Here is a 25,472-nt window from a genome sequence, read left to right on the forward strand (position 1 = left end):
GGGGGCGGGTCAGTGCCAGCCGCGGTCGTCGACGCCGCCGGGGATGTCGGCCGCGGGGTCGTAGGGCACCCGGGTGAAGCGGAACGAGGCCAGGTCGAGGTGGGAGACGCTCCCGTCCGCCCGGCGCAGCACGCGCAGCGGCTCGCCGGTGTAGTAGCCGTCGAGCCCCACCCAGGTGTCCTCACCGGTGCGTGCGAAGCGCGACCCCCGCCCGGTGCCGGGCTCGCCGAGGACGAGGTGCTCCCCGGCGAGCGTGGCCGTCGTCGTCGCCGGTCCCCAGTGCCAGGTGCCGACGAGCTCGAGCAGCCCCGGGTCACCGGTCGCCGACCACGGGGCCACCGGCCGGGGCTCGTTCTCGCCGAGCACCTGCAGCAGCCGCTCGGCGAGCCCCCGCGGCGCGGTCGAGGAGGTCGTGTTCGTCAGGGTGACGACGCCGTCGCCGTCCTCGAGGCGCACCCGCAGCCCCGCGAGGAAGCCGGGCATCGACCCCCCGTGGCCGGCGTACCGGACGCCGTCCACGTTCCACACCTGCCAGCCGAGCCCGTGCGCCCCCGTCCACGGCTGCCCGGGCTCGTCGACGACGTGGTGCGGCTCGCACATCTCGGCGAGTGTCTCGGCGTCCAGCAGCCCCGCGGTGTCTCCGGCGAGGAAGGCCGCCCAGCGGGCGAGGTCGCCGACGGTCGTCCACAGCTGTCCCGCGGGCGCCATCGCCCCGGCGTCGTGCTCCGGCTCGACGTGCAGCACGTCGGCGAACGGGTGTACGGCCAGCCCGGGCGCGGCCCGCCCCGTGGGCCGCGGGGTGGTGCGACCCATCCCCAGGGGCTCGAGCAGCTCGGAGTGCACGACGTCGGCCCACCCGGTGCCGTGGTGGGCCTCGAGGAGGCGGCCGAGCGCGGCGTAGCCGACGTTGGAGTAGTGGAACCGCCGGCCGGCGCGGAAGCGCTGCCCGGCCGGCGAGGCGGCCAGGGAGTCCCAGTCGCCTCCGGGGGTGCGCTCCCACCACGGGCCGTGGGTCTCGGCCTGCGTCCCCCCGGCGTGGGTGAGCAGCTGCTCGAGGGTGACCCCGCCGAGCGCGGACCCGGGGACGTGCTCCTCGAAGCGGTCGGCGAGGTCGAGCCGGCCGGCGTCGCGCAGCCGGAGGACGCACACGGCGACGAAGGTCTTGGTGATCGAGCCCATCCGGTACTGGGTGTCGGCGTCCGCCGCCGGTCCGCCGGCCCGCCCGTCGAGCGTGCCGGCCGCTCCGTGCCAGACGAGCTCGCCGTCGCGGACGAGCCCCGCGACGACCGACGGCAGCCGGCCCTCGTGCTGGGCGCTCGCGAGCGCGTGGTCGAGCAGGGCCGTGGTGCGGTCGGCGGTCGTCACCGGCCCACCCTAGGACCCGGGCCCCGGTGGCCGGCTGCGAGGATGACCCCATGACCGAGCCCTACGCCGTCGAGGTGCCGCTGCGCTGGTCGGACATGGACGCCTACGGGCACGTCAACAACGTGCAGTACCTCCGCCTGCTCGAGGACGCCCGGGTCGTCGGCCTGCGCGAGTGGCTCCCGACCGGCGCGACGATGCTCGAGGAGGGCATCGTCGTGTCCCGGCACGCCATCGAGTACCGGGCCCCGCTGACCTACCGGCCGGCGCCGGTCCGGGTGGACCTGTGGGTGACCCACGTCCACGGCTGCGGGTTCGACCTCGGCTACGTCGTGCGCGACCCCGCCTCGGTGGGTGAGTCGGTCTACGCGGTGGCCGAGACCGGGCTGGTCCTCTACGACTTCGACGCCGGCCGGCCGCGCCGGCTCGCACCGACCGCCCGAGAGGTCCTCGGGGCGCACGTCGGCGACCCCGTGGCCTTCCGCTGGGACCGACGGTGACCCTGCGGTGAGCGAGCGCACCGAGGTCCTGCGGCTCGTCGACCCGGTTGCCCTGGCCGACCTGGGCCGCTATGCCGGACGGGCGCGGGCCCTGGACACCCAGGGAGCGATGCGCCTGCAGGCCTCCGGCGAGGTCCTGGCCGCCTGGGTCGGGGTGCTCGAGGGGCGGGGCATCCTCTCCGAGGGGACCGTGCTCGGCCTGCGCACCTTCGCGCTCGCCCGGCCGGCCCGGTGCGACGTCGTCGTCCCGCTGGGCGCGGTCACCGACCGCACGGCACGCCCGGACGGCACGGGCGACCTCCGGGTGCCGCCGACGCGGGCCCTCGCCCCGTGGTCGGCGCTCACCCCGCCGCGCTCGGGATGGGAGCCCGGCGGCCGGCTTCCGGCCGACGACCTCGCACGGGTCGCCCGGGAGGGGCTGGCCGAGGTGGGGGACGCGGTGCGCGAGCGGGGCGCGGCCGCGGGGTTCGTCCGCGACCGGGTGTGGGGCCGGGAGGTCGCCGGCGTGCGCGCCGGTGGGGCGTTCGCCGCGTTCGCGCTCGGCTTCCTCGCCCCCGGCTCGAGCGTCACCGTCCTGCGCTCGGCGCGGTGGACCCGGCTGACGGCGCCGGGCGGGCACGTCCTCATGCGCTGAGCGCGCCACCGCGCCGCCGCACCGGTCAGCCGCCGGGGGCGGCCACCAGCGGACGGCCGCGCTCGGCGAGCACGGCGGCGAGGAGGTCGACGCGGTCGGCGACGAGGCCGTCGACGCCGAGGTCGAGCAGCCGGTGGTACTCGGCGGCGTTCTCCTCCTGCGGCCCGTGGAACCACACGTGGACCTGCTTGCCGAGCGCGTGGGCTCGGCGCACGAGCCCGGGGGTGACGAGCGTGACGGGGCGGCCGGCCACGACGTGCTCGCCGGGCACCTGCAGGACCGGCGCCGGGGTGTGCAGGAGCGCGGAGAGCAGCGGCGGCGAGAACCGCAGGAGCGCGGTGCCGACCTGCCCCGCCGCGGTGGCCACCCCGGGGCCGAGCGCCCGCCGCACCGCGCGGATGCGTCGCGGCGAGAAGGACCCGAGGCACACCCGGTCGAGGGCGCGCTGGCGCCGCAGGACCTCCAGGGTCGGCCCGAGCGCGGAGTCGGCCTTGACGTCGATGTTGACCCTGGCCTCGGGCAGCTCCTCGAGGAGCTCCTCGAGGAGGGGCACCGGCTCGACCCCGCCGACCCGGGCCCGGCGCACCCGCTCCCACGGCAGGTCGGCGATGGCACCCGAGGCGTCGGTCACCCGGTCGAGGGAGCCGTCGTGGAAGGCGACGACCCGCCCGTCGCGGGTCGCGTGGACGTCGGTCTCGAGGTAGCGGTAGCCGAGCGCCGCCGCACGGCGGAACGCGGCGAGGGTGTTCTCCAGCCCGACGTTCTCGGCGAGCCCCGCCCCGCCGCGGTGGGCCAGCGCGATGGGGCGGGGTGCGCGCAGGTAGGCGTAGTCGTCGGCGCGCACGTCAGCCTCGGGCCGGACGCACCCAGACCGTCGTGTCGGTGGGCAGCACGCCGTCGTCGCCCAGCGGGCCCGAGGCCACGAGGACCTCGCCGTCGGGCAGCGCGAGCGGCCGGGCGCCGGCGTTCGTCACGACGAGGACCTCCCCGGAGCCGTCGGCCCGGGCCGAGCGGAAGGCGAGGACACCCTCGCCGGTCAGCTCGTCCCAGGCGAGCGAGCCCGACCCGAGAGCGAGGTCGCCGCGCAGCCGCAGGAGGGTGCGGTAGAGCTCGAGGGTCGAGCCGGGCACGCCCTCCTGCTGGTCGACCGCGAGCTCGCCGTAGACCTCCGGCTGCGGCAGCCACGGCTCGTCGCCGGGGCCGAAGCCGAACGACGGCTCGGCCTTCGCCCAGGGCATCGGGACCCGGCAACCGTCACGCCCGACGACCCGACCGCCGGTGTGGTGGAAGGTGGGGTCCTGGCGGGCCTCGTGCGGCATCGTCGTGTGCTCGGGCAGCCCGAGCTCCTCGCCCTGGTAGACGTAGGCGCTGCCCGGCAGGGCGAGCATCAGGGCGCTCGCCGCCCGGGCCCGGCGCAGGCCGAGGGCGGCGTCCGGCTGCGGGTCGTCGGCGGCGACGCCGTTGCGCCGTGGGCCGCCCTGCTCGAGCCCGAGCCGGGAGGCGTGCCGCACGACGTCGTGGTTGGAGAGCACCCAGGTCGTCGGCGCCCCGACCTCGTCGTTGACGCGCAGCGAGGACTCGATGACCGCCGCGAGGGCGGCCGCGTCCCACGGCGTCTCGAGGAAGTCGAAGTTGAACGCCTGGTGCATCTCGTCGCCGCGGACGTAGCGGGCGAGGCGCTCCTCGGGCTTGACCCAGGCCTCGGCGCACAGGATGCGGGCCGGCTCGCCGTAGGAGTCGAGCAGCCGGCGCCACCCGCGGTAGATCTCGTGGACGCCCTCCTGGTCCCACATGGGGGAGGCGCCGGTCGCGGTGTGGTCCAGGACGCTGGGGTCCTCGCCGCCGCCGGGACCGTCCGTGGGGCCCTCCTCGGAGACGACGTCGTCGTAGAGCCCGACCTTCCCGTGCCAGTCCGGCAGGCCCTCGCGCTTGACGAGGCCGTGGGCGACGTCGACCCGGAAGCCGTCGACGCCACGGTCGCACCAGAAGCGCAGGACCGAGAGGAACTCCTCGCGCACCTGCGGGTTGGCCCAGTTCAGGTCCGGCTGGGTGACGTCGAACAGGTGGAGGTACCACTGCCCGGGGCGGCCGTCGGCCTCGGTGACCCGGGACCAGCCGCGGCCGCCGAACACCGAGGGCCAGTTGTTCGGGGGCAGCTCGCCCTCGCTCCCGCGGCCGTCGCGGAAGATGTACCGGTCGCGCTCCGGGCTGCCCGGCGGGGAGGCCAGCGCGGCCCGGAACCAGGCGTGCTCGCTGCTCGTGTGGTTCGGCACGAGGTCGACGAGGACCTTCAGCCCGAGGTCGTGGGCGGCCGCCACCATGGCGTCGGCGTCCGCGAGCGTGCCGAAGCGCGGGTCGATATCGCGGTAGTCGGCGACGTCGTAGCCGGCGTCGTTCATCGGCGAGACGTAGAAGGGGCTGAGCCACACGGCGTCGACCCCGAGCCGGCGCAGGTAGGGCAGCCGGGCGGTGATGCCCGGCAGGTCACCGATGCCGTCGCCGTCGGCGTCGGCCCACGAGCGGGGGTAGATCTGGTAGATCACGGCGTCGGCCCACCACGGGGGGTCGGCGACGGCCCCGTGGACGGGGGTCCCGGGGGCGGTGATGGCCTGGGTGGTCTCGGTCGTCTCGGCAGTCACCCGCCCCATGCTTCCTCATCGGTGAGCGGTGACGAAACCCCGCCCGCGCGCACGAGGCGGTGCTCAGGGGGTGAGCGGCGGGTGGCCCTGCCCGTCGTCGGTGTTGACGAGCATGTGCGCCGCGCGCAGGAAGTAGTCGCGCATCGCCTCGGCCTGCGGCTCGGGGACCTGCGCGACCTCGACGGCGTGCAGCATGTGCCGCATCCAGCGGTCGCGCATGTCCATCGTCACCGGGAAGGGGGCGTGACGCATCCGCAGCCGGGGGTGACCGCGCTCCTCGCTGTACTCGGTGGGGCCGCCGAAGTACTGGGTGAGGAACATCCGCAGCCGACGCTCGGCCGGCACGAGGTCCTCCTCGGGGTAGAGCGCACGCAGCGGCGGGTCGGCGGCGACCCCCTCGTAGAACGCGTGCACGAGCCGCTCGAAGGTCGGCGCGCCCCCGACCTCGTCGTAGAGGCTCACAGCGTGCCTCCCGGCGTGTACGGGGGCAGCGGGGGCGCCTGGATGTCGTGCTCGTCGAAAGCGGCCTTGATCCGCGCCCGCAGCTCGCGCTGGACACCGAACTGCTCACCGGCGAGGCACTTGGCGAGGATCTTCACGGTGACGGTCTGCCCGCTGATCGAGTCGACGCCGAGGACGGTGGGCGGCTCGATGAGCTTGCCGGCCCAGGCGTCGTCCGCGGCGAAGGAGTCGCAGACCTCGCGCAGGACCGAGAGCACCTCGTCCATGTCGTTGCGGTAGGAGACGGGCATGTCGATCCAGGCGGCGCCGTAGCCCTGGGACCGGTTGCCGATCCGGACGATCTCGCCGTTGCGCACGTACCAGACGACACCGTCGAAGTCGCGCAGCCGGGTGACCCGGAGGGTGACCTCCTCGACGGTGCCGATGGCCTCACCGGTGTCGACGACGTCCCCGACGCCGTACTGGTCCTCGAAGATCATGAAGATCCCCGAGAGGAAGTCCTTGACGAGGCTCTGGGCGCCGAAACCGATGGCGACGCCGCCGACCCCCGCGGAGGCCAGGACCGGGCCGACGGGCAGGTCGATGAGGTCCATGACCGTCAGCCCGGCCACGACGCCGATGACGACCGTGCCGACGCTGCGCAGCAGCGAGCCGACGGTCTGCACGCGGGCCCGGTGCCGCTCACCGGCCAGGCCGGTGCTCGTCGCCAGGAGGTGACCCTCGGCGTCGGTCTCGCCGGCGCGCTCGGTGGAGCGGGCGGTCATCCGGGCGACGGTGCGGTCGACGAGCCGGTTGAGGGCCCAGCGGGCCACAAGGGCGATGACGATGGTGGCCACGACGCGTACGCCGTCGGTGAGCAGCCATCGCTGGGTGTCCTCGACGACCCCGACGACCGCCTGGGCGTCGAGGGTGGACAGGTCCGGGAAGCGCAGGACGGTCTCAGTCACGGGCATCACGCTCCTGGGCGGCGAGCGCGCGCACCACCGGGTCGCGGTTCTCGGTGACGAGGCGGCGCAGCGCGGCGGGGGCGGTGGGGTGCTCCTCGAGCCAGCGCTGGGTGGCCGCGAGCAGGTCGGCGTCGGCGAGAGCGCGCGGGTAGAACCCGAGGACGACGGCCTCGACGAGGGCGTGCGAGCCCTTGCCCTGGACGGTGTCGAGCATGGCGTGGTAACGCTGCACGTAGGGACGCAGCAGCTCCGCGGGGGTGCCGGCACGGGCGAAGCCCAGACCGGTCGCCGAGACGACCGCGGGGGGCAGGTCGCCGCCCTCGACGGCCTCGCGCCAGGCCTGCTCCTTGGCCTCCGGCGTCGGGACGGCCGCGCGCGTGCGTGCGGCGCGCTCGCGGGCCGTGGCGGTGTCCTCCCGTGCCTGTTCGGCGGCGACCTCCTGCGCGGACGCGCCGCCGGCGGCGGCGAGCGCGGTGAGCAGCGTCCAGCGCATCTCGAAGTCGACCTCGAGCCCGTCGAGGACCTCGGTGCCCTCGTAGAGGCCGCGCAGCGTGCCGGTGTCGTCGCCGGCCGCGGTGAAGCCGGCGGCGGCGGTGACGAGCTGCAGCTGGGCGTCGCTGCCCGGGGCGGCGCCGCGGGCGACCTCCCACAGGGTGTCCCGGGTCCGTTCCCGGGTCTGCTCGCGGTGGGCCGGCGCGGTGTAGGAGAAGACCGCGGTGCGCAGCTGGAGCAGGAGGGTGCGCAGCAGGGTGGAGTCGCTCTCGCCGGGCAGGCTCGCCAGGACGAGCTCGACGAAGGAGCGCGCGCCCATCTCGGCGTCGCGCGTCATGTCCCACGCCGAGGCGAGCACGAGCGCCCGGGGGAGGGAGGAGGTGAAGCCGCGCGGATGGGCCAGGGCGGTCGCCAGGGACCGCTCGTCGAGGCGGATCTTGGCGTAGGCGAGGTCGTCGTCGTTGACGAGCAGCAGGTCCGGCTGCTGGCGCCCGACGAGTGCGGGGACCTGCGTGCGGGCGCCCTCGACGTCGACCTCGAGCAGGTCGGTGCGGTGCAGGGCGCCGTCGCGGACCTCGTAGAGCCCGATGCCGAGGCGGTGGGGCCGCAGCGTCGGGTAGCCCTCGGCGAAGGTCTGCTCGACGACGGCCGAGGTGACCCGCCCGTACTCGTCGACCTCGACGAGCGGCCGCAGGGTGTTGACGCCCGCGGTCTCGAGCCAGGCGCGTGACCAGGAGCGCAGGTCGCGCCCCGAGGTCGCCTCGAGCTCGACGAGCAGGTCCGCGAGCGTGGTGTTGCCCCACGCGTGCTTGCGGAAGTAGGTGCGCAGCCCCTCACGGAAGGCGTCGCGGCCGACGTAGGCGACGAGCTGCTTGAGGACGGAGGCACCCTTGGCGTACGTGATGCCGTCGAAGTTGACCTCGACGTCCTGCAGGTCACGGATCTGCGCGACGATGGGGTGGGTCGTCGAGAGCTGGTCCTGGGCGTAGGCCCAGTCCTTCTCGTAGGTGCCGAAGGTGGTCCATGCGTCGGTCCACTCGGTGGCCTCGGCCTGGCAGGTCGTCGAGGCCCACTCGGCGAAGGACTCGTTCAGCCACAGGTCGTTCCACCACCGCATCGTCACGAGGTCGCCGAACCACATGTGTGCCAGCTCGTGGAGGACGGTGAGGGCGCGGCGCTCGACGAGGGCCTCGGGCACCTTGGAGCGGAAGACGTAGACCTCGGCGATGGTCACGCAGCCCGCGTTCTCCATCGCGCCCATGTTGTACTCCGGCGAGAAGAGCTGGTCGTACTTGGCGAAGGGGTAGGCGCAGTCGAACTCCTCCTCGAAGAAGGCGAAGCCCGCCTTGGTCAGGGCGAAGAGGTTGTCGGCGTCGAGGTACGGGGTGAGGCTGCGCCGACAGAAGATGCCGAGCGGGACCTCGCCGCCTCGGGTGGAGACCGAGTCCCGGACGACGTCGTAGGGGCCGGCGACGAGCGCGGTGATGTAGCTCGAGATCCGGGGGGTGCGCTCGAAGGCCCACGTGGACACCCCGTCACCGGCGTGCCGGGGCTCGGGGGTCGGAGAGTTGGAGACGACCTGCCAGTGCGCGGGGGCGGTCACCGTGACGCCGAAGGCGGCCTTGAGGTCGGGCTGCTCGAAGACCGGGTACATCCGCCGGCTGTCGGGCACCTCGAACTGGGTGTACAGGTAGACCTCGCCGTCGACGGGGTCGACGAACCGGTGCAGCCCCTCGCCGGTGTTCGTGAACCGGCCGGTCGCCGCGACGACGACCTCGTTGTCCTCGGCGAGCCCGGTGAGCCGGACCCGGCTGTCGGCGAAGTGCTCCCGCGGGTCGAGGTCGGTGCCGTTGAGGGTGATCTGCTCCACCGAGGCCCCGACGAAGTCGAGGAAGGTCTCGGCGCCGGGCGAGGAGCAGGCGAAGCGGATCGTGCTCGTCGTCGAGAACGTCTCCTCGCTCGTCGTCACGTCGACGACGACGTCGTGGGTGTCGACGGTCACGAGGGCGGCGCGCGCGGCGGCCTCCTCGCGCGTGAGGTTCGTGCCGGGCACGGGTTCTCCTTGCGTGGGGTGGGTGGCCGGGCGCCCACCGGGCGCCCCCGCCCATCCTGGCACGCGCGGCTGGGCGCCCCACGGGGGTGGGGCCGGTGGCAGGATGGTGCGGTGACCACCGAGACCACCTCGTCCACCCGTGCCTCCGCCGAGTTCTGGTTCGACCCCCTGTGCCCCTGGGCGTGGATGACCTCCCGCTGGATGGGCGAGGTCCAGCAGGTCCGCGACGTCGACGTCACGTGGTCGGTCATGAGCCTCGCGGTGCTCAACGAGGGCCGCGACCTGCCCGAGGAGTACGCCGCCCTCATGGAGAAGGGGTGGGGGCCGGTCCGGGTCGTCGTCGCCGCCCGCCGGGAGCACGGCGAGGAGGTCGTCAAGCCGCTCTACGACGCCCTCGGCACCCGGATCCACCACGAGGAGGCCGACTACCCCGACGCCATCGCCGGGGCGCTGGAGGAGCTCGGCCTGCCCGCCTCACTCGCGCAGGCCGCCACCTCGAGCGACTACGACGAGGAGCTGCGTGCCAGCCACGCCCGTGCCATCGAGCTCGTCGGCGACGACGTCGGCACCCCGGTCGTCGCCGTCGACGGCGTCGCGTTCTTCGGTCCGGTCGTCACCCCCGCACCCAAGGGCGAGGCGGCCGGGCTGCTCTGGGACGGCTGCCTGCTGCTGGCGCGCACCCCGGGGTTCTACGAGCTCAAGCGCAGCCGGACCGACGGCCCCATCTTCGACACCGAGGACCGCCGATGACGCGCGTCCACATCGCCGGCGACCACGCCGCGTTCGAGATGCTCGGCGACCTCGTCTCCCTCCTCGAGGGCGACGGGCACGACGTGACCAACCACGGCCCGCACGCCTACGACCCGCTCGACGACTACCCCGTCTTCGTCCTGCGCGCCGCGCGGGCGGTCGCGCAGGACCCCGAGAGCCTCGGGATCGTGCTCGGTGGCTCCGGCAACGGCGAGCAGATGGCGGCGAACAAGGTGCCCGGCATCCGTGCCGCCCTGTGCTACGACGAGGAGCTGGCCCGGCTCGCCCGCGAGCACAACGACGCCCGTGTGCTGTCCATCGGTGCCCGGATGAGCGAGCCGGAGGTCGCGCGCGCCATGGTGCGCACCTTCCTCGCCACCCCGTTCAGCGGTGACGAGCGGCACGCCCGGCGCCTGGCGATGATCGAGGCGTTCGAGACCGACGGCACCCTGCCGCCGGCGCCCTGAGACCCCGGCCCGGCCCGGCCTCGCCCGGCCCGGGTCTGACCTGCACGGATGTCTGGCGGTCGCGCCGACGTTGGCACTACTGTGAGCGCGGCCGGACGACGACGCAGGGAGTGAGCATGGCGACCGAGGTCGACCCGGTCGTGGCGGGGCGGGCCGAGAGCGAGCCGCAGCGCCGCCGCGCCCTCGCCCGCCGGCTCACGGTCCTGGAGAACGGGCCGCGGCTCACCGTCGCCCTCGTGCTCGCGGTGGTCCTCCTCGGTCTCGGCGTCGTGCTGCTGCCCGAGTTCGTCCCCATCTCGCTCGTCTTCCCGCTGCTCGTCGTCGCCGGCCTGGTGCTCGAGCCCCGCCGGCTCGCCGTGGTCCTCGCCGCGGCCGCGGCCGTGGTCCTCGCCTGGTCGCCGGTCTCGCTCCTGCAGCCGGCCCGGGTCGCGGGCGTCGTCCTCGCGGTCCTCGTCGTCATGTGGCAGGCGGTGCTCATCGCCCGCTCCCGCGACCTCGTGGGAACCCGGGGGATGACCGGCGACCGGATGCTCGCCGAGCTGCGCGACCGGATCATCCAGGGCGGCCGGGTGCCGGCGCTGCCGGACGGCTGGCACGCGAGCTCGAGCATCCTCTCGGCCCACGGCGACCGGTTCTCCGGCGACTTCGTCATCGTCCACCTCTCCCCGGAGGGGCAACGGCTCGAGGTCGCCCTCGTCGACGTCAGCGGCAAGGGCACCGGGGCGGGTACCCGCTCGCTGCTGCTCTCCGGCGCCCTCGGTGGTCTGCTCGGAGCGGTGCCGTCGGCGGACTTCCTGCGCGCGGCCAACGACTTCCTCGTGCGCCAGGGCTGGGACGAGGGGTTCGCCACGGCGGTGCACGTCGACCTCGACCTGCGCAGCGGCGAGTACTCCATCGGCAACGCGGGGCACCCCGCCGCGGCGGTCTACACCTCCGGGCGGGCCCGCTGGACCGTCCTCGAGGGCTTCCGCGGGCCGCTGCTCGGGCTGCTTGCGGACGTCGACTTCCCTCGGCAGCGGGGTCGCCTCGGGCGGGGCGACGCGGTCCTCGTCTACTCCGACGGCGTCATCGAGGCGCGCGACCGCGACCTCACCGACGGCATCGACCGGATGCTCGGGGTGGCGGCGATGTCGGTGCTGCGCGACGGTGACGTCGCCCGGGATGTGGCCGAGTCGGCCCGTTCGGGGGAGGATGACGACCGGGCCGCCTTCGCCGTCCGGCGCACCTGAGGGCCGGGGGCCGGCCCGCCTGCCCGCCCGCCTCCGACCCGAAAGGCCCCGCCCGTGGCTTCCGGACCGGTCCTGGACCACCAGCCGCGCGAGAGCGTGCGCACCTTCACCCCGCGCTGGCGCAACCGTCCGCTGACCGACCAGCGCCTGGCGGCCCTGCTGCCCGCCCGGGCGCTGCCCGAGGGGCCGCTCGTCCCGGCGGAGGCGTTCGGTCGCGAGGCTCCCGTCGTGCTCGAGGTGGGCTCCGGGCACGGCGCCGCCGCGATCGCCTACGCGCGCACCCACCCGGAGGCGGACGTCGTCGCCGTCGACGTCCACCTGCCCGGCGTGGCCCGGATGCTCGCGGCCGCGGACGAGGCCGGCGTCGGCAACCTCTGGGTGCACGCCGGCGACGCCCTGCCGCTGCTCACCGACCGGGTCTCCCCGGGCTCCCTGAGTGCCGTGCACCTCTTCTTCCCCGACCCGTGGCCCAAACGGCGGCACGCCAAACGGCGCTTCGTCCAGCAGCACACGCTGACGCTGCTGGCCTCCCGGCTGCGCCCCGGCGGCGTCCTGCTCGTCGCGACGGACATCGACGCCTACGCCGAGCACTGCCGCGAGCAGCTCGCCGCGCACGGCGCGTTCGACGTCGTCGAGGGCGAGCGTCCGCCGTGGCGGCCCGACGACGGCTTCGAGGCCAAGGGCCTGCGCCGCGGTCGGACCGTCTCCGAGCTGCGCTGCACCCTGCGCGCCTGACCCGGGCCGGCCGTCCCGTCCCGTTCCCAGATCGACCAATAGGTCACGGTGGGCACAGTGCGGTGGGTGCCGGGTGTGCCTGGAGTGACCAATAGGTCACGGTGGGCACAGTGCGGTGGGGGCCGGGTGTGCCTGGAGTGACCAATAGGTCACGGTGGGCACAGTGCGGTGGGGGCCGGGTGTGCCTGGAGTGACCTATTGGTCACGTGGGGGACGGTGGTCGGGGTAGCCGGATTCGAACCGGCGGCCTTCCGCTCCCAAAGCGGACGCGCTACCAAGCTGCGCCATACCCCGGGGCGCGCGGGTGCCGTGGTGATTTCGGTTCCCGCGCGCGCCGCCCTAGGCTAGCGCTGCCCTCGCGGTGGACGCCGACGAGGTGCGCGGGCGTAGCTCAATGGTAGAGCCCCAGTCTTCCAAACTGGCTACGCGGGTTCGATTCCCGTCGCCCGCTCCGCATAAAGACCCAGGTCAGACCATGTGGGCAGGTTCGCAGCGGCAACGGCCATCACCCCCGGTGTACCCACAGATGCACCCTACGACGCCGAGCGGCCTTCGTCAGCGGGTCGCCTGAGGGACCATCGCCGGAGACGCCGGCCCTCGATCGAGACCCACGCTCCCGGGGATGCCCACATCTGCCACCCCTCGGCGGCTCGAGCCTGAGCCCACTCCTCCTCGTCGCCGTCGCGTGCGGGGTCGAAGTCGTGCAGCCGGTACTCCCAAGCCTCCGTGGTCACGAGAGCATCGTACGTCTACCTTGTCATACGACAAGCACACTGATAGAATCAGATTGTCAAAAGGGAAAGGAGGTATGAAGATGGACAAGGAGATGCGCAAGATCGCCAAGGCGCTCGAGCGGCAGGGCTTCGACGTTCGCGTGACGAAGCGGGGCCACATCTCGGTGAGCAAGAACGGCCGCTTCGTGGTCGTGTTCGCCGGGACGCCGAGCGACTGGCGGTCGATGCGCAACGCCCTCGCCGCCGCGAGGCGGGCCGGGTTCACCTGGCCCGAGAAGCGGTAGCGAGAAGGGCCGCCGGGGGCAAGGGAACTGCCCCCGGCGGCCCGGGCGGTCTCCATCGTGACACACCAACTGGAGGAGCAGGAATGGCACAGCAGTACGTCATCGACATCGAGACCACCGAGCGTGACCCCGAGCTGGCCGACGAGTGGATCGACCAGCTCGCAGCCTGGCACGGCGTCGTCTCGGCGGGTCCGACCGGAGCCCTGGTCGTGACCCTGAGCCTGCCTGCTGAGGGTCTGGCCCAGGCCACCGCGACCGGCCTGGCCATCGTGGCTGGGCTCGCTACGCCCGTGGCGATCACCGCTCAGCCCGAGTCCATGCGCGACGAGCGCCAGGGCTGGCCCCGTGTCCCCGAGCTCATGTCCGTCGCTGAGGCGGCCGAGGCGCTCGGTGTGAGCCGGCAGCGGGTGCTGCAGATGATCGACGAAGGAAAGGTTCCCGCCGTGCGTGTCGGGAAGGTGCACGCCATCCCCGCGTCTGCGTTCGCAGGAAGACGTGCGCTCGAGCAGATGGCGTGACCCCTGTGGCGCTGCGCCACGGGCAGGCCCTAGAGAAACAGGGACGGCGCGCGGTTCGTCGTGCCGGGCAGTGTCGTATGACGGTCGCCTCGCGAGGATCGCGAGATCCTTGGGTGATTTGGAACAAAGATTGCTACCAGAGCCGTTATGTTGGTCGTAGACCGAAGACGGTTGCGGAGTCAGCGCCAGATCTGCTGCCAGATCCGTCCGGGCCAACCGGATGGGGCGCCCGAACCGTCTTCGGTCTTAACGCCAGCCACGTGGCGGCCACCACGGGAGCGCAGGCAGCGTGTGAGGTCCGACGAAGGCTTTGAAGCCGTAGTTGAGGACTCGAGCACCCGGTCCGCGTCGAACCTGATGCTGGATGTCGAGAAGATGGGGTTCCTCGTACGTTCCGTGCACGCGATCTGGCAGGATCGCTGCCGAGAGAATCCCCGCGTACTGGTCCGCGGCCTGCAGCCCCAGCCACGTCCCGGTCGAGTCGAACTTAACGTCATCGAGCAGGCCGTAGTCGGCCTGGGTCTCCGCCCGACCTGACTTCTTCATCTCGAAGTAGGCCATGGTGTCCTCGTGTTGGCCAAAGCCTCGGACGTGACCGAACACGATTTCGAGCCGCCGGCGACCACCCGGCCAGTGCTGAGCTGCCAGCAGGGCGCGGTCAAGGGTGACGCCAGCGATGTAGTTGTAGAAGGTCTTCGTGCTGCCACGAAGACCACTCGCCTGCGGTGGGACTGACGCCTTGGCCATCAACACGTAGTTGACGGAGAGCCCATCCAACCGGCCAAGTGCCTGGGCGACGGTTCGGCGGCGGGGGAAGGTCTTGACATGGTCGACCCAGTGCAGCGGTTTCGTCGACGGCACGTTAAGTCTGGCGCGCAGATCCCGAACGCACCTGAGAAGCTCTGGCTCGTCCTCCGCTGGTAGGAGAATGGTCGCCGTCGCGTAGAAGGGGCTCGCTGATGGGCTTAGCCCACGGTCTCCGGTCTCGTCGACGTAGGCGCGCAGCACGGGCAAGGTCACTCAGTCACCCTAGAACGAGTCGGGACGCCCCGTCGCCGGGTCGTCGAAGTCCCGGTTGTTGTCGCGGTCTCACCCCGATTAGTTTGCGTCTGTGCCATCTCATGTGTCACTGGACTGGCTTGCGCGCCGCCATGACGGAGAGTCGATAGCACTGATCGCCCGCCGAGCGGGCGTGCCGCCCGCGGCGGTCGAGCGGGCCACGAGGCCCTATGGGCCGTTCCCGCGGGCATCACGGCACGTCGGGCGCACGCAGCTTTCCGATGACGCGCTGTCGGAACGGGCCCGCCGATGGGTAGAGGCGCGCCGGCGGGGCCGGACGGTTATGCAGATCGCGCGTGACGAAGGTGTGCGCCACCAGCTCGTCAGTCGAGCCACGGCGGAGCGTGGCCCCTACCCGGCTCGGGAGGTCGTCGAGTCGTGGGTCGCGGCCCGCCACGCCGGACGAACCCTCGCAGCGATCGCTGACGAGGCTGGAGTGCAGGTCGGGGTCGTACGGCGAGCGACCGGACCGTACGGCCCGTTCAGAGTGCCGGGGGCGCGGCTTCCCGAGGGTGTCCTTGGGGTTACGGCGATCGCTCGGTCTCTCGGGATGGCGGCGCCGGCTGTGATCCGCTGGCGTGACGCGGGTGTCCTGCCTCCGCCGGACTTCACGACCAGCGCCGGACGCCCGTTGTGGCTCCCCGCGACTGTCGAGGCGTGGCTCGAGACGCAGGCTCCGCAACACGCATGTTGCATCTGTGGGGCGAGGCCGCGGTCGATGGCTCATCACGTCGCGCTGAAACACCGACGCGGTACGGGTGCGCGAGGGAACTCGTGAGCACGTTTGGCCTTGTCAGGGCGCGTGTCGCGTTACGTTGGGGAACAGCCCACGTTCCGTGTGGCGTGACGCGCGACGCCCCCCTCAGCTGCGAGAGGGGGGCGTCGTGTCGTGCACCAGCGGCCTCCCTGCAGTGGCCGAAGTGCGCGGGTGGTCGCGTCCCCTGCGACTTGACCACCGCTATGCGTGGACTTTACTCCCGCTTTACCTTCCATGCCTCGGCGTGTCCGCGTACTGAGCAGAACGGTGGACGCCCGATCAGCCGAACGGGCCCCTGCCATTTGTCATGGCGCGGCGTCGTGGTTGGCGCCGGTTGGGCTACGCGAGAGCAGAGTTCAAGTCCCGGCACTCGGGCATCGTCGACCAGCGTAGTTGCCGCAGCTCTCGGGTGCGCGTGCGCAACACATGCACGAAGAGGGCGTGTGTACCGTGAGCCGCGCGATGCGGCAAGGAGGGAAGCCTGTGATGGGGAGCAGGATCGGCAGGGCACGAATCCATCGAGCGGTGCTCGTTGGGCTTGCAGCGGCCTCCGTGGCGGCGTGTGGCGGGGGTGCTGAGAACACCGCGACGGAGCCTCCAAGCACCTCGACCACGAGTGAGCCGGCGACTGCGCCAGCGAGTGCCAGCCCGTCGGTCACGAAGACGGCCACGCCCAGCCCCTCGGGCCAGACGGTCGGGGATACGTACACCGACAAGCACGTGGAGGTGACCGTCCAGCAGGTGGCGATACGCAAGCGCCTCGACTTTGGCGGTCGCTACTCCGGGGTGCTCGTGAAGACGTGCATCAAGAGCACCGGCGACTACCCCTACTTCACTCTCAGCTGGGACCCGTGGACGTTGGTCGACGACGACGCGGGGCGCTACCCGGACACCGGCTCGAGCGGCGGGTCCTTGCCGACGCCGGTGTACCCGAACGGGGAGATAGACGGACGCTGGCACGCCGGCGACTGCGTGAAGGGCTGGATGTTCTTCGACGTGCCCAAGGGCGTGAAGATCACCACCGTGCGGTATCAGGGCGGGAGCATGGACGAGGCCGTCGAGTGGACGGTCGATCCGTGATGCGGACGACGAACGAGCCCCCGCCCGATCCCTAGGGGACCGAGCGGGGGCTCTGCCGTGTCTGCGCCGACGTTCGCTACTCGGCCACGCTTTGGTCGTGGTGGCCACCGTCGGCGTCAGGCAGCCAGGGCGTAGTCCCGGGCCTCGGACTCGCTGGCTGCCGTCGGGAACAGCCCGAAGAGAACCGCGACCGCGGCCGTCATCACGACGGCACCGTCCAGACCGCCCGCGGCGGCCGCGTCGGCTAGGACGACCGCGCCGGCGGTGAACGCGGCGACGACGGTCTTGGCCCACGGCGCAACGCCGGAGATCGACGGCACGAGGTACGTGGTCAGCGCACCCCCGAAGGCCACGACGACGACGAGGCCCTCGGCGAGGGTGATGCCGTCGCTCCACACGGCCACGAGGGCCTGCAGTACGGCCGCGACGACCATCGCGATGACGGGCAGGAATGGCTTGATCTTCTGCAGCATGGTGACCTCCTGGTCGGGTTGCGCGGGTGGTGGCGTGCTGGGGCGCCGTTGGGTCAGTCCTCGAGCTCCTTGTCGGGCTCCTCGGCTGCGAGCCGGGACGCGACCTGGGAGAAGGCCTCCTGGATGGCCTGCTCGACCGCGACGGTGATGGCCTTGGCGTCGACGTCGCTGGACTCGGCCAGGGCCTTCACGGCCGGCACAACCCCTGCCGCGGTAGTCAGGGTCTTCTCCGTCACGTCGTTCGCGCGACGGATCCGGTCGTAGGTCCACTGGGTGCGGTTGTTGATGCCCTTGAGCCACCGGGCGACGCGCTTGTCGCTGTGGACGCCCTTGCGCCCGAAGGCGTAGTCGTCGTAGAGCCGGTCCACCTTCGTGGTGAGGCTGGCCATCTGCTTCGCCACCTGGGCGAGCTGCTTCTCCTGTGCCGGGGTCATGTCCGGTTCCTCCTTGGGGGTGATGAACAGGGCGCTCATGTCGCCCGGGTCGCCGTGGTCGTTCTCGGGGACGTGCTGGTGTCCGCACCAGCCGGCGTAGCTGTCCCACCCGGACTGGCTGAACCGCACCCGGGTGGCGCCGTAGGAGTCGGGGTACGGGAGCCAGCCCTGGGGCGGGCCGTGGTCGGGGATGCCGCGGTCGTCGTTGGCCCACTCGATGAACCGTCGGGCCCCTTCGATGGCCCAGTCCGGTGCGTCGGGCCAGAACAGTCCGGGGCCGCCCAGCACGCACGTGCCGACCAGTTCGATCTGGAACGCGCCGTCGTTGTTGGTCTGGACGCCACCGTCGGCGTTGACCAGGGCTCGGGCCGGACGTGCGCTGTCGAAGTGCTGGTACCCGATGACGATCTTTCGGGCGATGTCCGGTAGGAGCGTGAGGTGCGGGGCCATGGACCCGCCGTCGTAGCCCGGCAGTGTGGACGTCTCAGTGGTGTGCGCCACGCCCTTGTTCGGGCCGCCGGTGTAGCTGCCGGAGAAGTCCCGGTCGTAGCGGCGGGACTGGTCAGCGAATGGGCACGCAGACATGACGCCTCCTAGGCGTGCAGTGAGGTGGGTGGTTCAGTGGCTGTCGGGCCGGTCGAGGAAGTCGCGGACCTGCTGCGAGGTCGGTGGGGCGCCGGGTGGGTCGTGCCGCCCTTCCTTCTCCCAGCCCATGACGGTGCGGACGTACTCCGCGACGGCCTCTCGGCCGTGCCCCTCGAGGGCGTCGAGGCGGCGGTCTCGCACGGCCGCCTCGGACATGTGCTCGCGCAGGTTGCCGGAGAGCTCGTGGAGCGTCGTGGTGTTCTTCTCGACGGCCCGCTCGACTCGACGCACCGAGTCCTTGAGCGAGGAGCCGCCGTTGAACGTGACCTCGTGCTCGACGTTGGACATGCGGGTGGTCATGCTGGGGCGAGCCGGTCGACCGTCGCGGGCGTCCTCGCCGTACCAGTCGTCCAGGAACCGGTCGAAACGGCGCACGACCTGGGTGATGCGCCGCGCGCTGGGCCCGAGCACGGTGCGCCACGCGGTACCTGCGACAGTCACCGCCGCGAGGCCGCCGAGCATCCACGCCACGGCGGGGTGTAGGCCGGCGATCAGGTCCATGCCTTGCCCCCGCCCGGCGTTGTCGTCCGGGTCACGACTGGACCCCCGCGTACTCGATCTCCATGAAGCTGGCGTAGGTGTTGCCACCCATCAGGTCGAAGGTGCCGGTGCCGATTCCGTGTCGGACGTAGTACGCGAGGGTGTCCCCAGCGGAGAGCGCGACCGACTCCTCGGCCGAGACCCCGAGCCGCCCGGACGTGGACACGTCGAGCTGCTTCCACACGATGAGCGATCCGGTGTCCATGTCGGTGTCGGTGACGTTGAGCTTGACCCCGACCTGCAGGTTGCCGTTGACGTTGGCGACCTGTGCCGTGGAGATCTGCACCCGGAGGCGGTAGATCCCATCGAGGGGCACGGTGCGGATGCTCGTGGCGCCGGCGGCGTCCCACGCCGCGCCCGAGGAGATCTCCTCGGTCATGGGAAGGGTGTAGTTCGCCCCGGGGGGCACTGCGGTCGAGGAGTCGCTGACGTACCCCTTCCACATGGTCACGACCCGCTCGGTGTCCTTGACGTGCTCGCACCACTCGGTGCCGTCCCACACCCACAGGGACGAGGGGGAGTCGTCCAGTCGGCACACCGGCACGACGTCCGGGGTCAGGTTCGCCGCGGTCAGCGCCTGGTCCCGGGCGGTCGCCGAGGGGAATCGGGCCACGCCGTACCTCCGCAGCTGGTCGATCGCGTCGTTGAGGTACGTCGCGCCGTCGACCGACGACGGGTCCCAGTACGTGGTGCCGGTCAGCGGCTCGGATGCCATCTCAGGTGCTCCAATCGGCGTGCAGGGTCACCCGGTCGAGGGTGACGTTGATCTGCGGGTGGTATATGCCCACGCCCTTGGCGGTGCCGTTCTTGAACGCGGCGTGCCAGTCCGTGGGCAGGGTGAAGGTGCGCGACTCGTTCCAGCCGAGCGACCCGATCTGTGTGATGCCGCGCAGCGTCGGCGTCGACCCAGGTAGGGACGTGAGGGTGTGCCAGCCCATGTAGACCGGTTGGCGGGCCGTGATGCCCTCCCCGGAGACGCGGTGCAGGTCCACGTACAGGCGGGTGACCGTCTTCCCGGAGAGCGCGCCGAAAGCGTTGGCGGGGAAGACGGCGATTCCCATGTCCGGCCCGTAGCCATACCAGTAGCCCTGCTCCATGTGGCCGCGCTTGATGAGCTTCCCGCCCCGGTAGGTGCCGGTCTCCTTGCGCTTCGCGGTGACGGTGCCCTTGGTGACGGCCGGCGGCGTCGGCGGGTCCGGCGGGTCGGGCGGGGTGTAGGTCGCGGTGACGATTCGCAGCCGCTTCCCGGCTTCGTCGACGTACACGTCGGTGGCCTTGGTGAACGCCGAGCCCGGGGCCTTGGCGGACTGTGTGATCGTCCAGATCTTCGCGTCGACGTCGACGATGGACTGCTCGAGCGTGTCGACTTCGGAGGCGAGCTCACCTCGGACGGCTGTGAACTCTGCCGCGACGTCGTCGGTGACGGGGGAGCCCTTCGTGGTTCCTGTGACACGCGCGTTGCCGCCCGTGATCTCGATGACGACACGGTCGCCCTCGCGGCGGGGCATCTCCCGTGGCGCCGGCAGGGACGCCAGTGTCGCGCCAGGCACGGTCACGTTGACCGTCCCGTCGTCGTTCGCGGACTCGAGCACCCCGATCACGTCGCCACCTCCCGTGTCTGCAGCGACATGGGCGCCCCGGAGGACGCGGCCACGCCGAGGGTGTAGGACTCGATGACGTGCCGCTCGTGGCCAGCCGCGGTAGGGACGTCGATGGTGTCGTCGGGCTCGAGCCACGGCACAGGGATGCACGACAGCTCGACTCTGCGCAGCACCCCGGCTTGCGACTGCCCGAACGTGGTCGCACCCATGCGCGCCTCAAAGTCGGACGAGAACTGCGGGGAGTCGAGGAAGTAGGGGCTCGCGCCGAAGCCGCGGGTGCCCCACGGCAGGCCGTCGATCTCCTGCACGGAGACCGTGCCGCGCAGCAGCGCGTCCACGGCGTCCCCGACGTACGTCCCGGAGTTCGGGTTGTCGTCCCACCACAGACCGAAGGGCACCGGCCCGTCGTCGTCGGGCCGGTTGCCGCGGCCGACGACGACGTTGTAGGTGCCGTCCTCGTCGGAGGACTCTCGAGCGTCCACGACCGCAGCGCCAAAGTCGGGGATCCACACGGGGGAGTCGCCGGCGGCGGGCAGGTCCGTCACTCGGAAGGCGCCGACTCCGTCGCACCACACGCGTGCGCCGATCGCGCGGGCGAGAGACTCGTCTGTGCCGTCCACGGCGCCCCACCGGTCATCCTCGACCGTCATCGGCCTGGCGTACCGATCCCGCGTCGCGCTCGAGGCGATCGCTGCATCAGGGACGGCCTCCCGAACCAGGGCCTCGATCTGGTCGACGACGGTGCGGCCCGCCACGATCCGGGCCGTGAGGAACCTCGCGCGCTGCACCTCGTACTCGAGTGAGCGCCCGGTGACGGTCCATGCGCCGTCGCGCTCGTGGTCGTACCCCGTCACGCGCAGCACTCCGAGCCCGCAGCTCACGTCTGCCCCGGACGGCAGGTGGTAGGTGCGGCGGAGGCGGATGCGCTGCCCGGAAGGCACGACCAGGGACCGGTCGGTGTCCGGGTGCAGCGTCAGCGAGGCCTCGCGCCGCCACACGTTCTCCGCGGATACCGTGACCGCGCCGTCGAGGATGTGCGTGGGAGCCCAGCCGCCGGCGGCGGGGGAGACCCACGCCTCGTCGGTGGCGTGGACGGCCTGGCCGGCCACCAGGAGCGGCAGGACGGCGGCTGGAGGGGCGGCCATCTCAGGCGCCCACCCCGGCGAGCATCATGTCCCACACCCCGCGGGGGTAGGCGGCTCGCACTGCCGCCAGGTCGGAGTACCCGGCGGTTGCGTCCACCCACCCCCAACGGGGCATGCGCACGTGCGCTCCGACGTGGTAGGGCCGATCAAGTTCCGCCCACGCCACGGTGACATCACGCGGGCCGTAGCCCGACGCGCGCCCCGAGGAGGGCTGCCGCACTCCGCCGAGGTGCACCCACCTGTCCGGGACACCGTGCGACGGGTGCGCCTGAAGCAGCTTGGCGCCAGGGTGCCGAAGCAGAGCCCCCAGCCTCTCTAGGGGCTCACGTCCCTGCGTCTGCACGGTGAACTCACCGGTGGGAGCGGCTCGACGCTTCTCCGTGACGAAGGGAGGGGCCGCCTCATCCACACTCAGGAACAGGGAGGGGTCCTCCCACGACTCCTCCCACGGGTGGATGAGGTCGACCACCCGGGACAGGCTGGGGTCCCGCACGTCCTTGACGATCGCCGTGCACGCGCTCGCCCACGGAAGCATCACCGAGGCTGCGGCGGACTCGACCTCGTCGATGACAGCCGTGTAGCGGTACTGCACCCCCGGGGCGGCCTCATGGTCGTAGGCGACGCCGACACCGTCAACCAGCCGGCACGGGTCGCCCGACCGGACCGGGACCCGGGCGCCAGCCACGTCGCGCCGGTACACCGTGCACGACCCGCCGGCTATCGCCGCCGTCACCTTGAGGAGCACGCTGGCGTTGACCTCGTCGGTGACCGCGGTCACCACGCCGTCACTCGAGACCACCTGAGCCACGGGTCACCGCCTCTTCTTCCGGTCGTGCAGCTGTACTGCGTGTCCGACCTCATCGACGCCTACCGCCAGCCGGACACCACTCATGGCGGCCGCGACAGCTCGACCGAGCCGCTCGTAGTCGATGCCTTCGGACAGTGCCGCCGAGCCGGCGGAGGGCATGCCGCCGGCGTTGATCCACTCGAGGAAGGGACCCCACGGTTCCGCCTGGCGGGAGTTGACGACGAACTCCTTGCCGGCGAGGGGCTGGCTGAGTGTCCGGCCGCCACTGTTGAGCGGCCACAGGACGTTGTCGTAGCCGGGGTCGGACCCTGGCACCCACCCGCCGGCGTAGCGGCCCGTAAGCCGCCCGCCGCCGTGGTAGCCGGGGACCTGAGACCGGTACACCGACCCACCGGAGGAGTAGGCGTAGTTCACCCTGATCGTCGAGGTACGGTCGCGCGCTGTGTAGTTCAGCTCGTGCTCGGCGGCGGTCGCGTTAGCCGTCACCGTGACCCGCCCCGACGTGCGGTCGATCTTGTACCTCAGGCCGTCGACCGTCGCGCGCGCCTTGGACGAGTCGCCACCGATCGTGACGTCACCCTTGCTGTTGCGGATCAGGTGGATGACCCGGTCCAGGGCCGACTCCGCTGGGACCCGGTCGCCGTTGATGGTGACCGTGCCGTCCTCGCCGTTGATGTTCTTCACGATGAGCTTGAGGGCCTGGTCGGCGTTCTTCTTGTCGCCGTTGATGGTGACCGTGCCGCCGGACTCGTCGACCGCCGCGGAGAAGGCGTCCATGTCGGCCGTCATCGCCATGGTCGCGTCGTGGACTCGTGCCTTCAGCAGCTCCGGCCCGGCCCACGTGTTGATCTTGTCTCGGGTCACCTCGAGCGCTTCCGGGACCTCGGTGCGTAGCGTGTCGGCGCCTTCCCGGGCGCTGGCGGCCAGGTCCCGTAGCGGGTCGACGATGCCGTCCGTGCCCGGGAGGATGTCGAGCAGCCCGGACAGGCTGGCGGCGACGCTGGCGATGCCGTCGAGGGCGGACGCGGAGAAGTCGGCGAAGCCCTCCGCCATGTCGATGGTGCCGTTGATGACGTCTAGGAAGAACTGCATGAGGGGGGCGCGGTTCCTCGACACCCAGTCGGCTGCGCCGGAGATCTCGTCACCGAAGGCCTCCGCGAGGGCACCCTTGATCCCGTCCATCGCGATCTCGACGTTGCGGCGGGCCGACTCGATCTTCGTGGCCGTGTTGTCGGCCATCGTCGACAGCGCACGATCCGCAGCCCCGGCGGAGCCGTTGACGCCACCCAGGGCGCTCTCGACCTTGCCCAGGTTCAGGGAGAACAGGGCAGCGCCGAGGTCCTCACCCGGCCCGCCGAAGAGGTTGGCGATCGCCGACTGGACGTTCTTGCCCTCCTTCTTCGCCTCCCGCAGCGCGTCGAACACGTCACCGATCGCCGTCGCGGCCTCAGGGCCACCCTTCTGGAAGGCCGCGATCGTCTCCTGCGCGTTCAGGCCCAGCAGCTCGAGCGCCTGGATCGCCGGGTCGGTGCCTTCCCGCACCCGCAGCCCGAGCTCCTTGAGCGCGTCGGCGACCTTGTCGGTGTCCCGCGCCCCGGCCTGGGCGCCTTGCACGATCAGACCGAAGGCCTGGTCGCCGTTCAGTCCCAGCGTGACGAACTGGTTGCTGTACTCGTTGACGGTGTCGAGCAGGTCATCCGAGGGCAGCTTCTGCGAGGCCGCGGTGATGAGGTCGAAGGCCTGGTCGGCGTCGCGCACGAGCCCGGTCTTCATCGCGTTGCCGACCGCCTGCACCGACATCGGGATGTCGTAGTCGAACAGGTCCTGCAGGCCGGTCAGCTTGGCGATGACGTTCTCGATCTCGGCGCTGGTGGCGTCCTCGTCGATCAGGCCGCCCGCGAGCGCGCGGCGCGCCGCGTCGAGGTTGCCCTCGACCGAGTCGCCGTAGGCGTTGGCGTAGGCCTCACCCGCAGACCGGCCGAACCGGGCCGAGGTCGCCTCATCCAGGCCCGTGCGTGCCGAGAACAGGTCCCGCTCGGCCTCGATCGACAGACCCTGCCGGATGCCGGCGACCAGGCCGGCCGCGATCGCCGCCCCGGCCCCGATCACGGCCCCCGCGATGGGGATGGTCGCCAGTGCGCCCAGGATGCCGGAGACGACGTTCTCACCGGCGGCGTCGCCCGCTTCGTCGCCCTTGGTGGCGATGTCGCCGGCGAGGTCGTCGACGGCGTTCTCGGCCTTTGTGGTGTCGGCGGTGACGGTGACCTCGGCCTTGGCGGCGTTGAGCTCGCGCAGGCTGGCCCGCGCCTCCCGCAGGCGCTTCTGGGCGTCTCGGATGTCGGCGGACACCTCGGGCGTGACGTCGAGGGTGCGCAGCAGCCCGAGCTCGTTGGTGATGGACGCGATCGCCTTCTTGGCGTCCTTGATCCCTGCGTCGATGCGGACTTCGGTCTTGGCCTGTGTGAGGTCCTTGATCTCTCGTCGGACCTCGACGATGTTGGCCTTCGCCTGCTCGATCTTGAGGTCGACCTCAGGTGAGGACGGCTCCTTCTTCAGGTCGCCGAGCTCGCGGGTCAGGTCGGAGAGCCGCTTCTTCGCCTCGTCAATCTCGACGTCGATCTCCGGCGCGGCCTTCTGCGCGTCGAGGGTCTTGAGGTCCTTGGTGAGGTCGTCGACCTTCTGGCCGGCCTGGTCCACGTCATGGGAGAGGTCCGTCATGCCCTTCCGGGCGCCGGAGACGCGGGCCTCGAAGATGGCGCGGACGGTGCGGTCAGCCACGGCGCGCCCCCTTCCGTGCGGACTTCTTCCGGGTCGGGTCGAAGGTCACGTGCGCGATGACGCCGTCGTGGTCGGTGCGCTTCTTCTCCGCCTCGCGGATGGCGCGCGTGCGGTAGCAGCGGGTAAACGTCACGACGAAGGCGTGCTGGTTGTCCGGGTCCTGACAGAGAGCGGCCGGGCCACCACACTGGGTGCATCGCTCGGCAGCGTCCTCCGCCTCGGCGACGTCTGCTCCGAGCGCCCATGCCCGGTCGTGCTCGTCGAGCGCGTCCCACTGCGACATGGTCAGGCCCATGGCGCGCGCCACCCGCGCCTCGGCACGGGCCGGGGCGTGGTCGTGCAGGTG

Annotated in this window: 25 protein-coding genes and 2 tRNA genes; 10 read left to right on the forward strand and 17 right to left on the reverse strand. The window is 72.0% G+C overall.

What is annotated here, in order from left to right; translation table 11 throughout:
• Positions 1–9 precede the first annotated feature (9 nt).
• Positions 10–1,365: a serine hydrolase domain-containing protein gene (locus G8D98_RS09590; RefSeq protein ID WP_187566768.1), complete on the reverse strand. Its 1,356-nt coding sequence runs from the start codon at positions 1,363–1,365 to the stop codon at positions 10–12.
• 50 nt (positions 1,366–1,415) lie between these two features.
• Between G8D98_RS09590 and G8D98_RS09595 the strand changes: the two genes are divergently transcribed.
• Both G8D98_RS09595 and G8D98_RS09600 read left to right on the forward strand, forming a co-directional pair.
• Complete coding sequence (locus tag G8D98_RS09595) at positions 1,416–1,862, forward strand: acyl-CoA thioesterase (protein ID WP_166102259.1); 447 nt, start codon at positions 1,416–1,418, stop codon at positions 1,860–1,862.
• Positions 1,863–1,869: 7 nt separating this feature from the next.
• Positions 1,870–2,496: a DUF8185 domain-containing protein gene (locus tag G8D98_RS09600; RefSeq protein ID WP_229661750.1), complete on the forward strand. Its 627-nt coding sequence runs from the start codon at positions 1,870–1,872 to the stop codon at positions 2,494–2,496.
• Positions 2,497–2,521: 25 nt separating this feature from the next.
• Here the strand turns inward: G8D98_RS09600 and G8D98_RS09605 are convergent, their stop codons facing one another.
• The 5 genes from G8D98_RS09605 to pepN are packed head-to-tail and all read right to left on the reverse strand — an operon-like array spanning position 2,522 to position 9,089.
• On the reverse strand, positions 2,522–3,340 hold the full coding sequence (locus G8D98_RS09605) for a glycerophosphodiester phosphodiesterase family protein (RefSeq protein WP_166102261.1): 819 nt from the start codon (positions 3,338–3,340) through the stop codon (positions 2,522–2,524).
• 1 nt (position 3,341) lies between these two features.
• A complete protein-coding gene (locus G8D98_RS09610) occupies positions 3,342–5,144 on the reverse strand; it encodes a glycoside hydrolase family 13 protein (protein ID WP_166102262.1) in 1,803 nt (600 codons plus the stop codon).
• A 54-nt stretch (positions 5,145–5,198) separates the two neighbouring features.
• On the reverse strand, positions 5,199–5,597 hold the full coding sequence (locus tag G8D98_RS09615; RefSeq protein ID WP_166102264.1) for a globin: 399 nt from the start codon (positions 5,595–5,597) through the stop codon (positions 5,199–5,201).
• Positions 5,594–6,550 (reverse strand): mechanosensitive ion channel family protein, encoded by a 957-nt coding sequence (locus G8D98_RS09620; protein WP_166102266.1) that lies wholly within the window; start codon positions 6,548–6,550, stop codon positions 5,594–5,596. Before G8D98_RS09620 ends, G8D98_RS09615 begins: the two co-directional genes overlap by 4 nt.
• Complete coding sequence (gene pepN / locus G8D98_RS09625) at positions 6,537–9,089, reverse strand: aminopeptidase N (protein ID WP_166102268.1); 2,553 nt, start codon at positions 9,087–9,089, stop codon at positions 6,537–6,539. Before pepN ends, G8D98_RS09620 begins: the two co-directional genes overlap by 14 nt.
• Before the next feature lie 111 nt (positions 9,090–9,200).
• Between pepN and G8D98_RS09630 the strand changes: the two genes are divergently transcribed.
• The 4 genes from G8D98_RS09630 to trmB all read left to right on the forward strand — a co-directional run bounded on the left by G8D98_RS09630 (position 9,201) and on the right by trmB (position 12,270).
• A complete protein-coding gene (locus G8D98_RS09630; RefSeq protein ID WP_166102269.1) occupies positions 9,201–9,839 on the forward strand; it encodes a mycothiol-dependent nitroreductase Rv2466c family protein in 639 nt (212 codons plus the stop codon).
• Positions 9,836–10,306, forward strand: coding sequence for a ribose-5-phosphate isomerase (locus tag G8D98_RS09635; protein WP_166102271.1), 471 nt, complete (start codon positions 9,836–9,838; stop codon positions 10,304–10,306). Before G8D98_RS09630 ends, G8D98_RS09635 begins: the two co-directional genes overlap by 4 nt.
• A 116-nt stretch (positions 10,307–10,422) precedes the next feature.
• Positions 10,423–11,535, forward strand: a complete 1,113-nt coding sequence (locus G8D98_RS09640; protein ID WP_166102273.1) for a PP2C family protein-serine/threonine phosphatase — start codon at positions 10,423–10,425, stop codon at positions 11,533–11,535.
• Positions 11,536–11,589: 54 nt separating this feature from the next.
• Positions 11,590–12,270 (forward strand): tRNA (guanosine(46)-N7)-methyltransferase TrmB, encoded by a 681-nt coding sequence (gene trmB, locus G8D98_RS09645; protein WP_166102275.1) that lies wholly within the window; start codon positions 11,590–11,592, stop codon positions 12,268–12,270.
• A 217-nt stretch (positions 12,271–12,487) separates the two neighbouring features.
• Here trmB and G8D98_RS09650 read toward each other — a convergent pair.
• Positions 12,488–12,564: transfer RNA gene (locus G8D98_RS09650), tRNA-Pro, on the reverse strand.
• Positions 12,565–12,650: 86 nt separating this feature from the next.
• Between G8D98_RS09650 and G8D98_RS09655 the strand changes: the two genes are divergently transcribed.
• From G8D98_RS09655 to G8D98_RS09665, 3 genes are all read left to right on the forward strand, one after another.
• A tRNA-Gly gene (locus G8D98_RS09655) sits at positions 12,651–12,721 on the forward strand.
• A gap of 363 nt (positions 12,722–13,084) precedes the next feature.
• Positions 13,085–13,288, forward strand: a complete 204-nt coding sequence (locus G8D98_RS09660) for a hypothetical protein (RefSeq protein WP_166102009.1) — start codon at positions 13,085–13,087, stop codon at positions 13,286–13,288.
• A gap of 83 nt (positions 13,289–13,371) precedes the next feature.
• Positions 13,372–13,806: an excisionase family DNA-binding protein gene (locus G8D98_RS09665; RefSeq protein ID WP_166102278.1), complete on the forward strand. Its 435-nt coding sequence runs from the start codon at positions 13,372–13,374 to the stop codon at positions 13,804–13,806.
• A gap of 246 nt (positions 13,807–14,052) precedes the next feature.
• On the opposite strand, the gene G8D98_RS09670 is transcribed toward G8D98_RS09665, so the two are convergent.
• The gene (locus G8D98_RS09670) at positions 14,053–14,826 is read right to left on the reverse strand and encodes a DUF3800 domain-containing protein (protein WP_166102282.1); all 774 of its coding nucleotides are present in this window, start codon (positions 14,824–14,826) and stop codon (positions 14,053–14,055) included.
• Positions 14,827–16,108: 1,282 nt separating this feature from the next.
• Here G8D98_RS09670 and G8D98_RS09675 point away from each other — a divergent pair.
• Positions 16,109–16,702, forward strand: a complete 594-nt coding sequence (locus tag G8D98_RS09675) for a DUF4352 domain-containing protein (protein WP_166102285.1) — start codon at positions 16,109–16,111, stop codon at positions 16,700–16,702.
• Positions 16,703–16,818: 116 nt separating this feature from the next.
• Here the strand turns inward: G8D98_RS09675 and G8D98_RS09680 are convergent, their stop codons facing one another.
• From G8D98_RS09680 to G8D98_RS09720, 9 genes are read right to left on the reverse strand one after another with little or no spacing between them, the layout of a single operon-like run.
• Positions 16,819–17,175: a hypothetical protein gene (locus tag G8D98_RS09680; protein WP_166102288.1), complete on the reverse strand. Its 357-nt coding sequence runs from the start codon at positions 17,173–17,175 to the stop codon at positions 16,819–16,821.
• A gap of 53 nt (positions 17,176–17,228) precedes the next feature.
• Entirely contained in the window at positions 17,229–18,194 is a 966-nt protein-coding gene (locus tag G8D98_RS09685) for a hypothetical protein (RefSeq protein ID WP_166102291.1), read from the reverse strand.
• A 33-nt stretch (positions 18,195–18,227) separates the two neighbouring features.
• The gene (locus G8D98_RS09690; RefSeq protein WP_166102293.1) at positions 18,228–18,755 is read right to left on the reverse strand and encodes a hypothetical protein; all 528 of its coding nucleotides are present in this window, start codon (positions 18,753–18,755) and stop codon (positions 18,228–18,230) included.
• Positions 18,756–18,786: 31 nt separating this feature from the next.
• Positions 18,787–19,509, reverse strand: coding sequence for a hypothetical protein (locus G8D98_RS09695; protein WP_166102296.1), 723 nt, complete (start codon positions 19,507–19,509; stop codon positions 18,787–18,789).
• A gap of 1 nt (position 19,510) precedes the next feature.
• Positions 19,511–20,395, reverse strand: coding sequence for a hypothetical protein (locus G8D98_RS09700; RefSeq protein WP_166102298.1), 885 nt, complete (start codon positions 20,393–20,395; stop codon positions 19,511–19,513).
• Positions 20,392–21,540, reverse strand: a complete 1,149-nt coding sequence (locus tag G8D98_RS09705; protein WP_166102301.1) for a DUF5047 domain-containing protein — start codon at positions 21,538–21,540, stop codon at positions 20,392–20,394. Before G8D98_RS09705 ends, G8D98_RS09700 begins: the two co-directional genes overlap by 4 nt.
• Before the next feature lies 1 nt (position 21,541).
• Entirely contained in the window at positions 21,542–22,348 is an 807-nt protein-coding gene (locus G8D98_RS09710; RefSeq protein WP_166102304.1) for a hypothetical protein, read from the reverse strand.
• 3 nt (positions 22,349–22,351) lie between these two features.
• Complete coding sequence (locus G8D98_RS09715; protein WP_166102307.1) at positions 22,352–25,126, reverse strand: hypothetical protein; 2,775 nt, start codon at positions 25,124–25,126, stop codon at positions 22,352–22,354.
• Positions 25,119–25,421, reverse strand: coding sequence for a hypothetical protein (locus tag G8D98_RS09720; RefSeq protein ID WP_166102310.1), 303 nt, complete (start codon positions 25,419–25,421; stop codon positions 25,119–25,121). Before G8D98_RS09720 ends, G8D98_RS09715 begins: the two co-directional genes overlap by 8 nt.
• Positions 25,422–25,472 lie beyond the last annotated feature (51 nt).

It is taken from the genome of Phycicoccus endophyticus (assembly GCF_011326735.1).
In the GTDB taxonomy this organism is placed as follows: Bacteria; Actinomycetota; Actinomycetes; order Actinomycetales; family Dermatophilaceae; genus Phycicoccus; species Phycicoccus endophyticus.

Excerpts from the sequence above, each read along its gene's own strand:
- G8D98_RS09595 (WP_166102259.1), top strand. The coding sequence starts at position 1,416 with ATGACCGAGCCCTACGCCGTCGAGGTGCCGCTGCGCTGGTCGGACATG.
- G8D98_RS09690 (WP_166102293.1), bottom strand. The coding sequence starts at position 18,755 with ATGGACCTGATCGCCGGCCTACACCCCGCCGTGGCGTGGATGCTCGGC.
- G8D98_RS09675 (WP_166102285.1), top strand. The coding sequence starts at position 16,109 with ATGGGGAGCAGGATCGGCAGGGCACGAATCCATCGAGCGGTGCTCGTT.
- G8D98_RS09640 (WP_166102273.1), top strand. The coding sequence starts at position 10,423 with ATGGCGACCGAGGTCGACCCGGTCGTGGCGGGGCGGGCCGAGAGCGAG.
- G8D98_RS09610 (WP_166102262.1), bottom strand. The coding sequence starts at position 5,144 with ATGGGGCGGGTGACTGCCGAGACGACCGAGACCACCCAGGCCATCACC.
- G8D98_RS09660 (WP_166102009.1), top strand. The coding sequence starts at position 13,085 with ATGGACAAGGAGATGCGCAAGATCGCCAAGGCGCTCGAGCGGCAGGGC.
- G8D98_RS09705 (WP_166102301.1), bottom strand. The coding sequence starts at position 21,540 with ATGGCCGCCCCTCCAGCCGCCGTCCTGCCGCTCCTGGTGGCCGGCCAG.
- G8D98_RS09620 (WP_166102266.1), bottom strand. The coding sequence starts at position 6,550 with ATGCCCGTGACTGAGACCGTCCTGCGCTTCCCGGACCTGTCCACCCTC.
- G8D98_RS09680 (WP_166102288.1), bottom strand. The coding sequence starts at position 17,175 with ATGCTGCAGAAGATCAAGCCATTCCTGCCCGTCATCGCGATGGTCGTC.
- G8D98_RS09695 (WP_166102296.1), bottom strand. The coding sequence starts at position 19,509 with ATGGCATCCGAGCCGCTGACCGGCACCACGTACTGGGACCCGTCGTCG.
- G8D98_RS09685 (WP_166102291.1), bottom strand. The coding sequence starts at position 18,194 with ATGTCTGCGTGCCCATTCGCTGACCAGTCCCGCCGCTACGACCGGGAC.
- G8D98_RS09635 (WP_166102271.1), top strand. The coding sequence starts at position 9,836 with ATGACGCGCGTCCACATCGCCGGCGACCACGCCGCGTTCGAGATGCTC.
- G8D98_RS09720 (WP_166102310.1), bottom strand. The coding sequence starts at position 25,421 with ATGGGCCTGACCATGTCGCAGTGGGACGCGCTCGACGAGCACGACCGG.
- G8D98_RS09665 (WP_166102278.1), top strand. The coding sequence starts at position 13,372 with ATGGCACAGCAGTACGTCATCGACATCGAGACCACCGAGCGTGACCCC.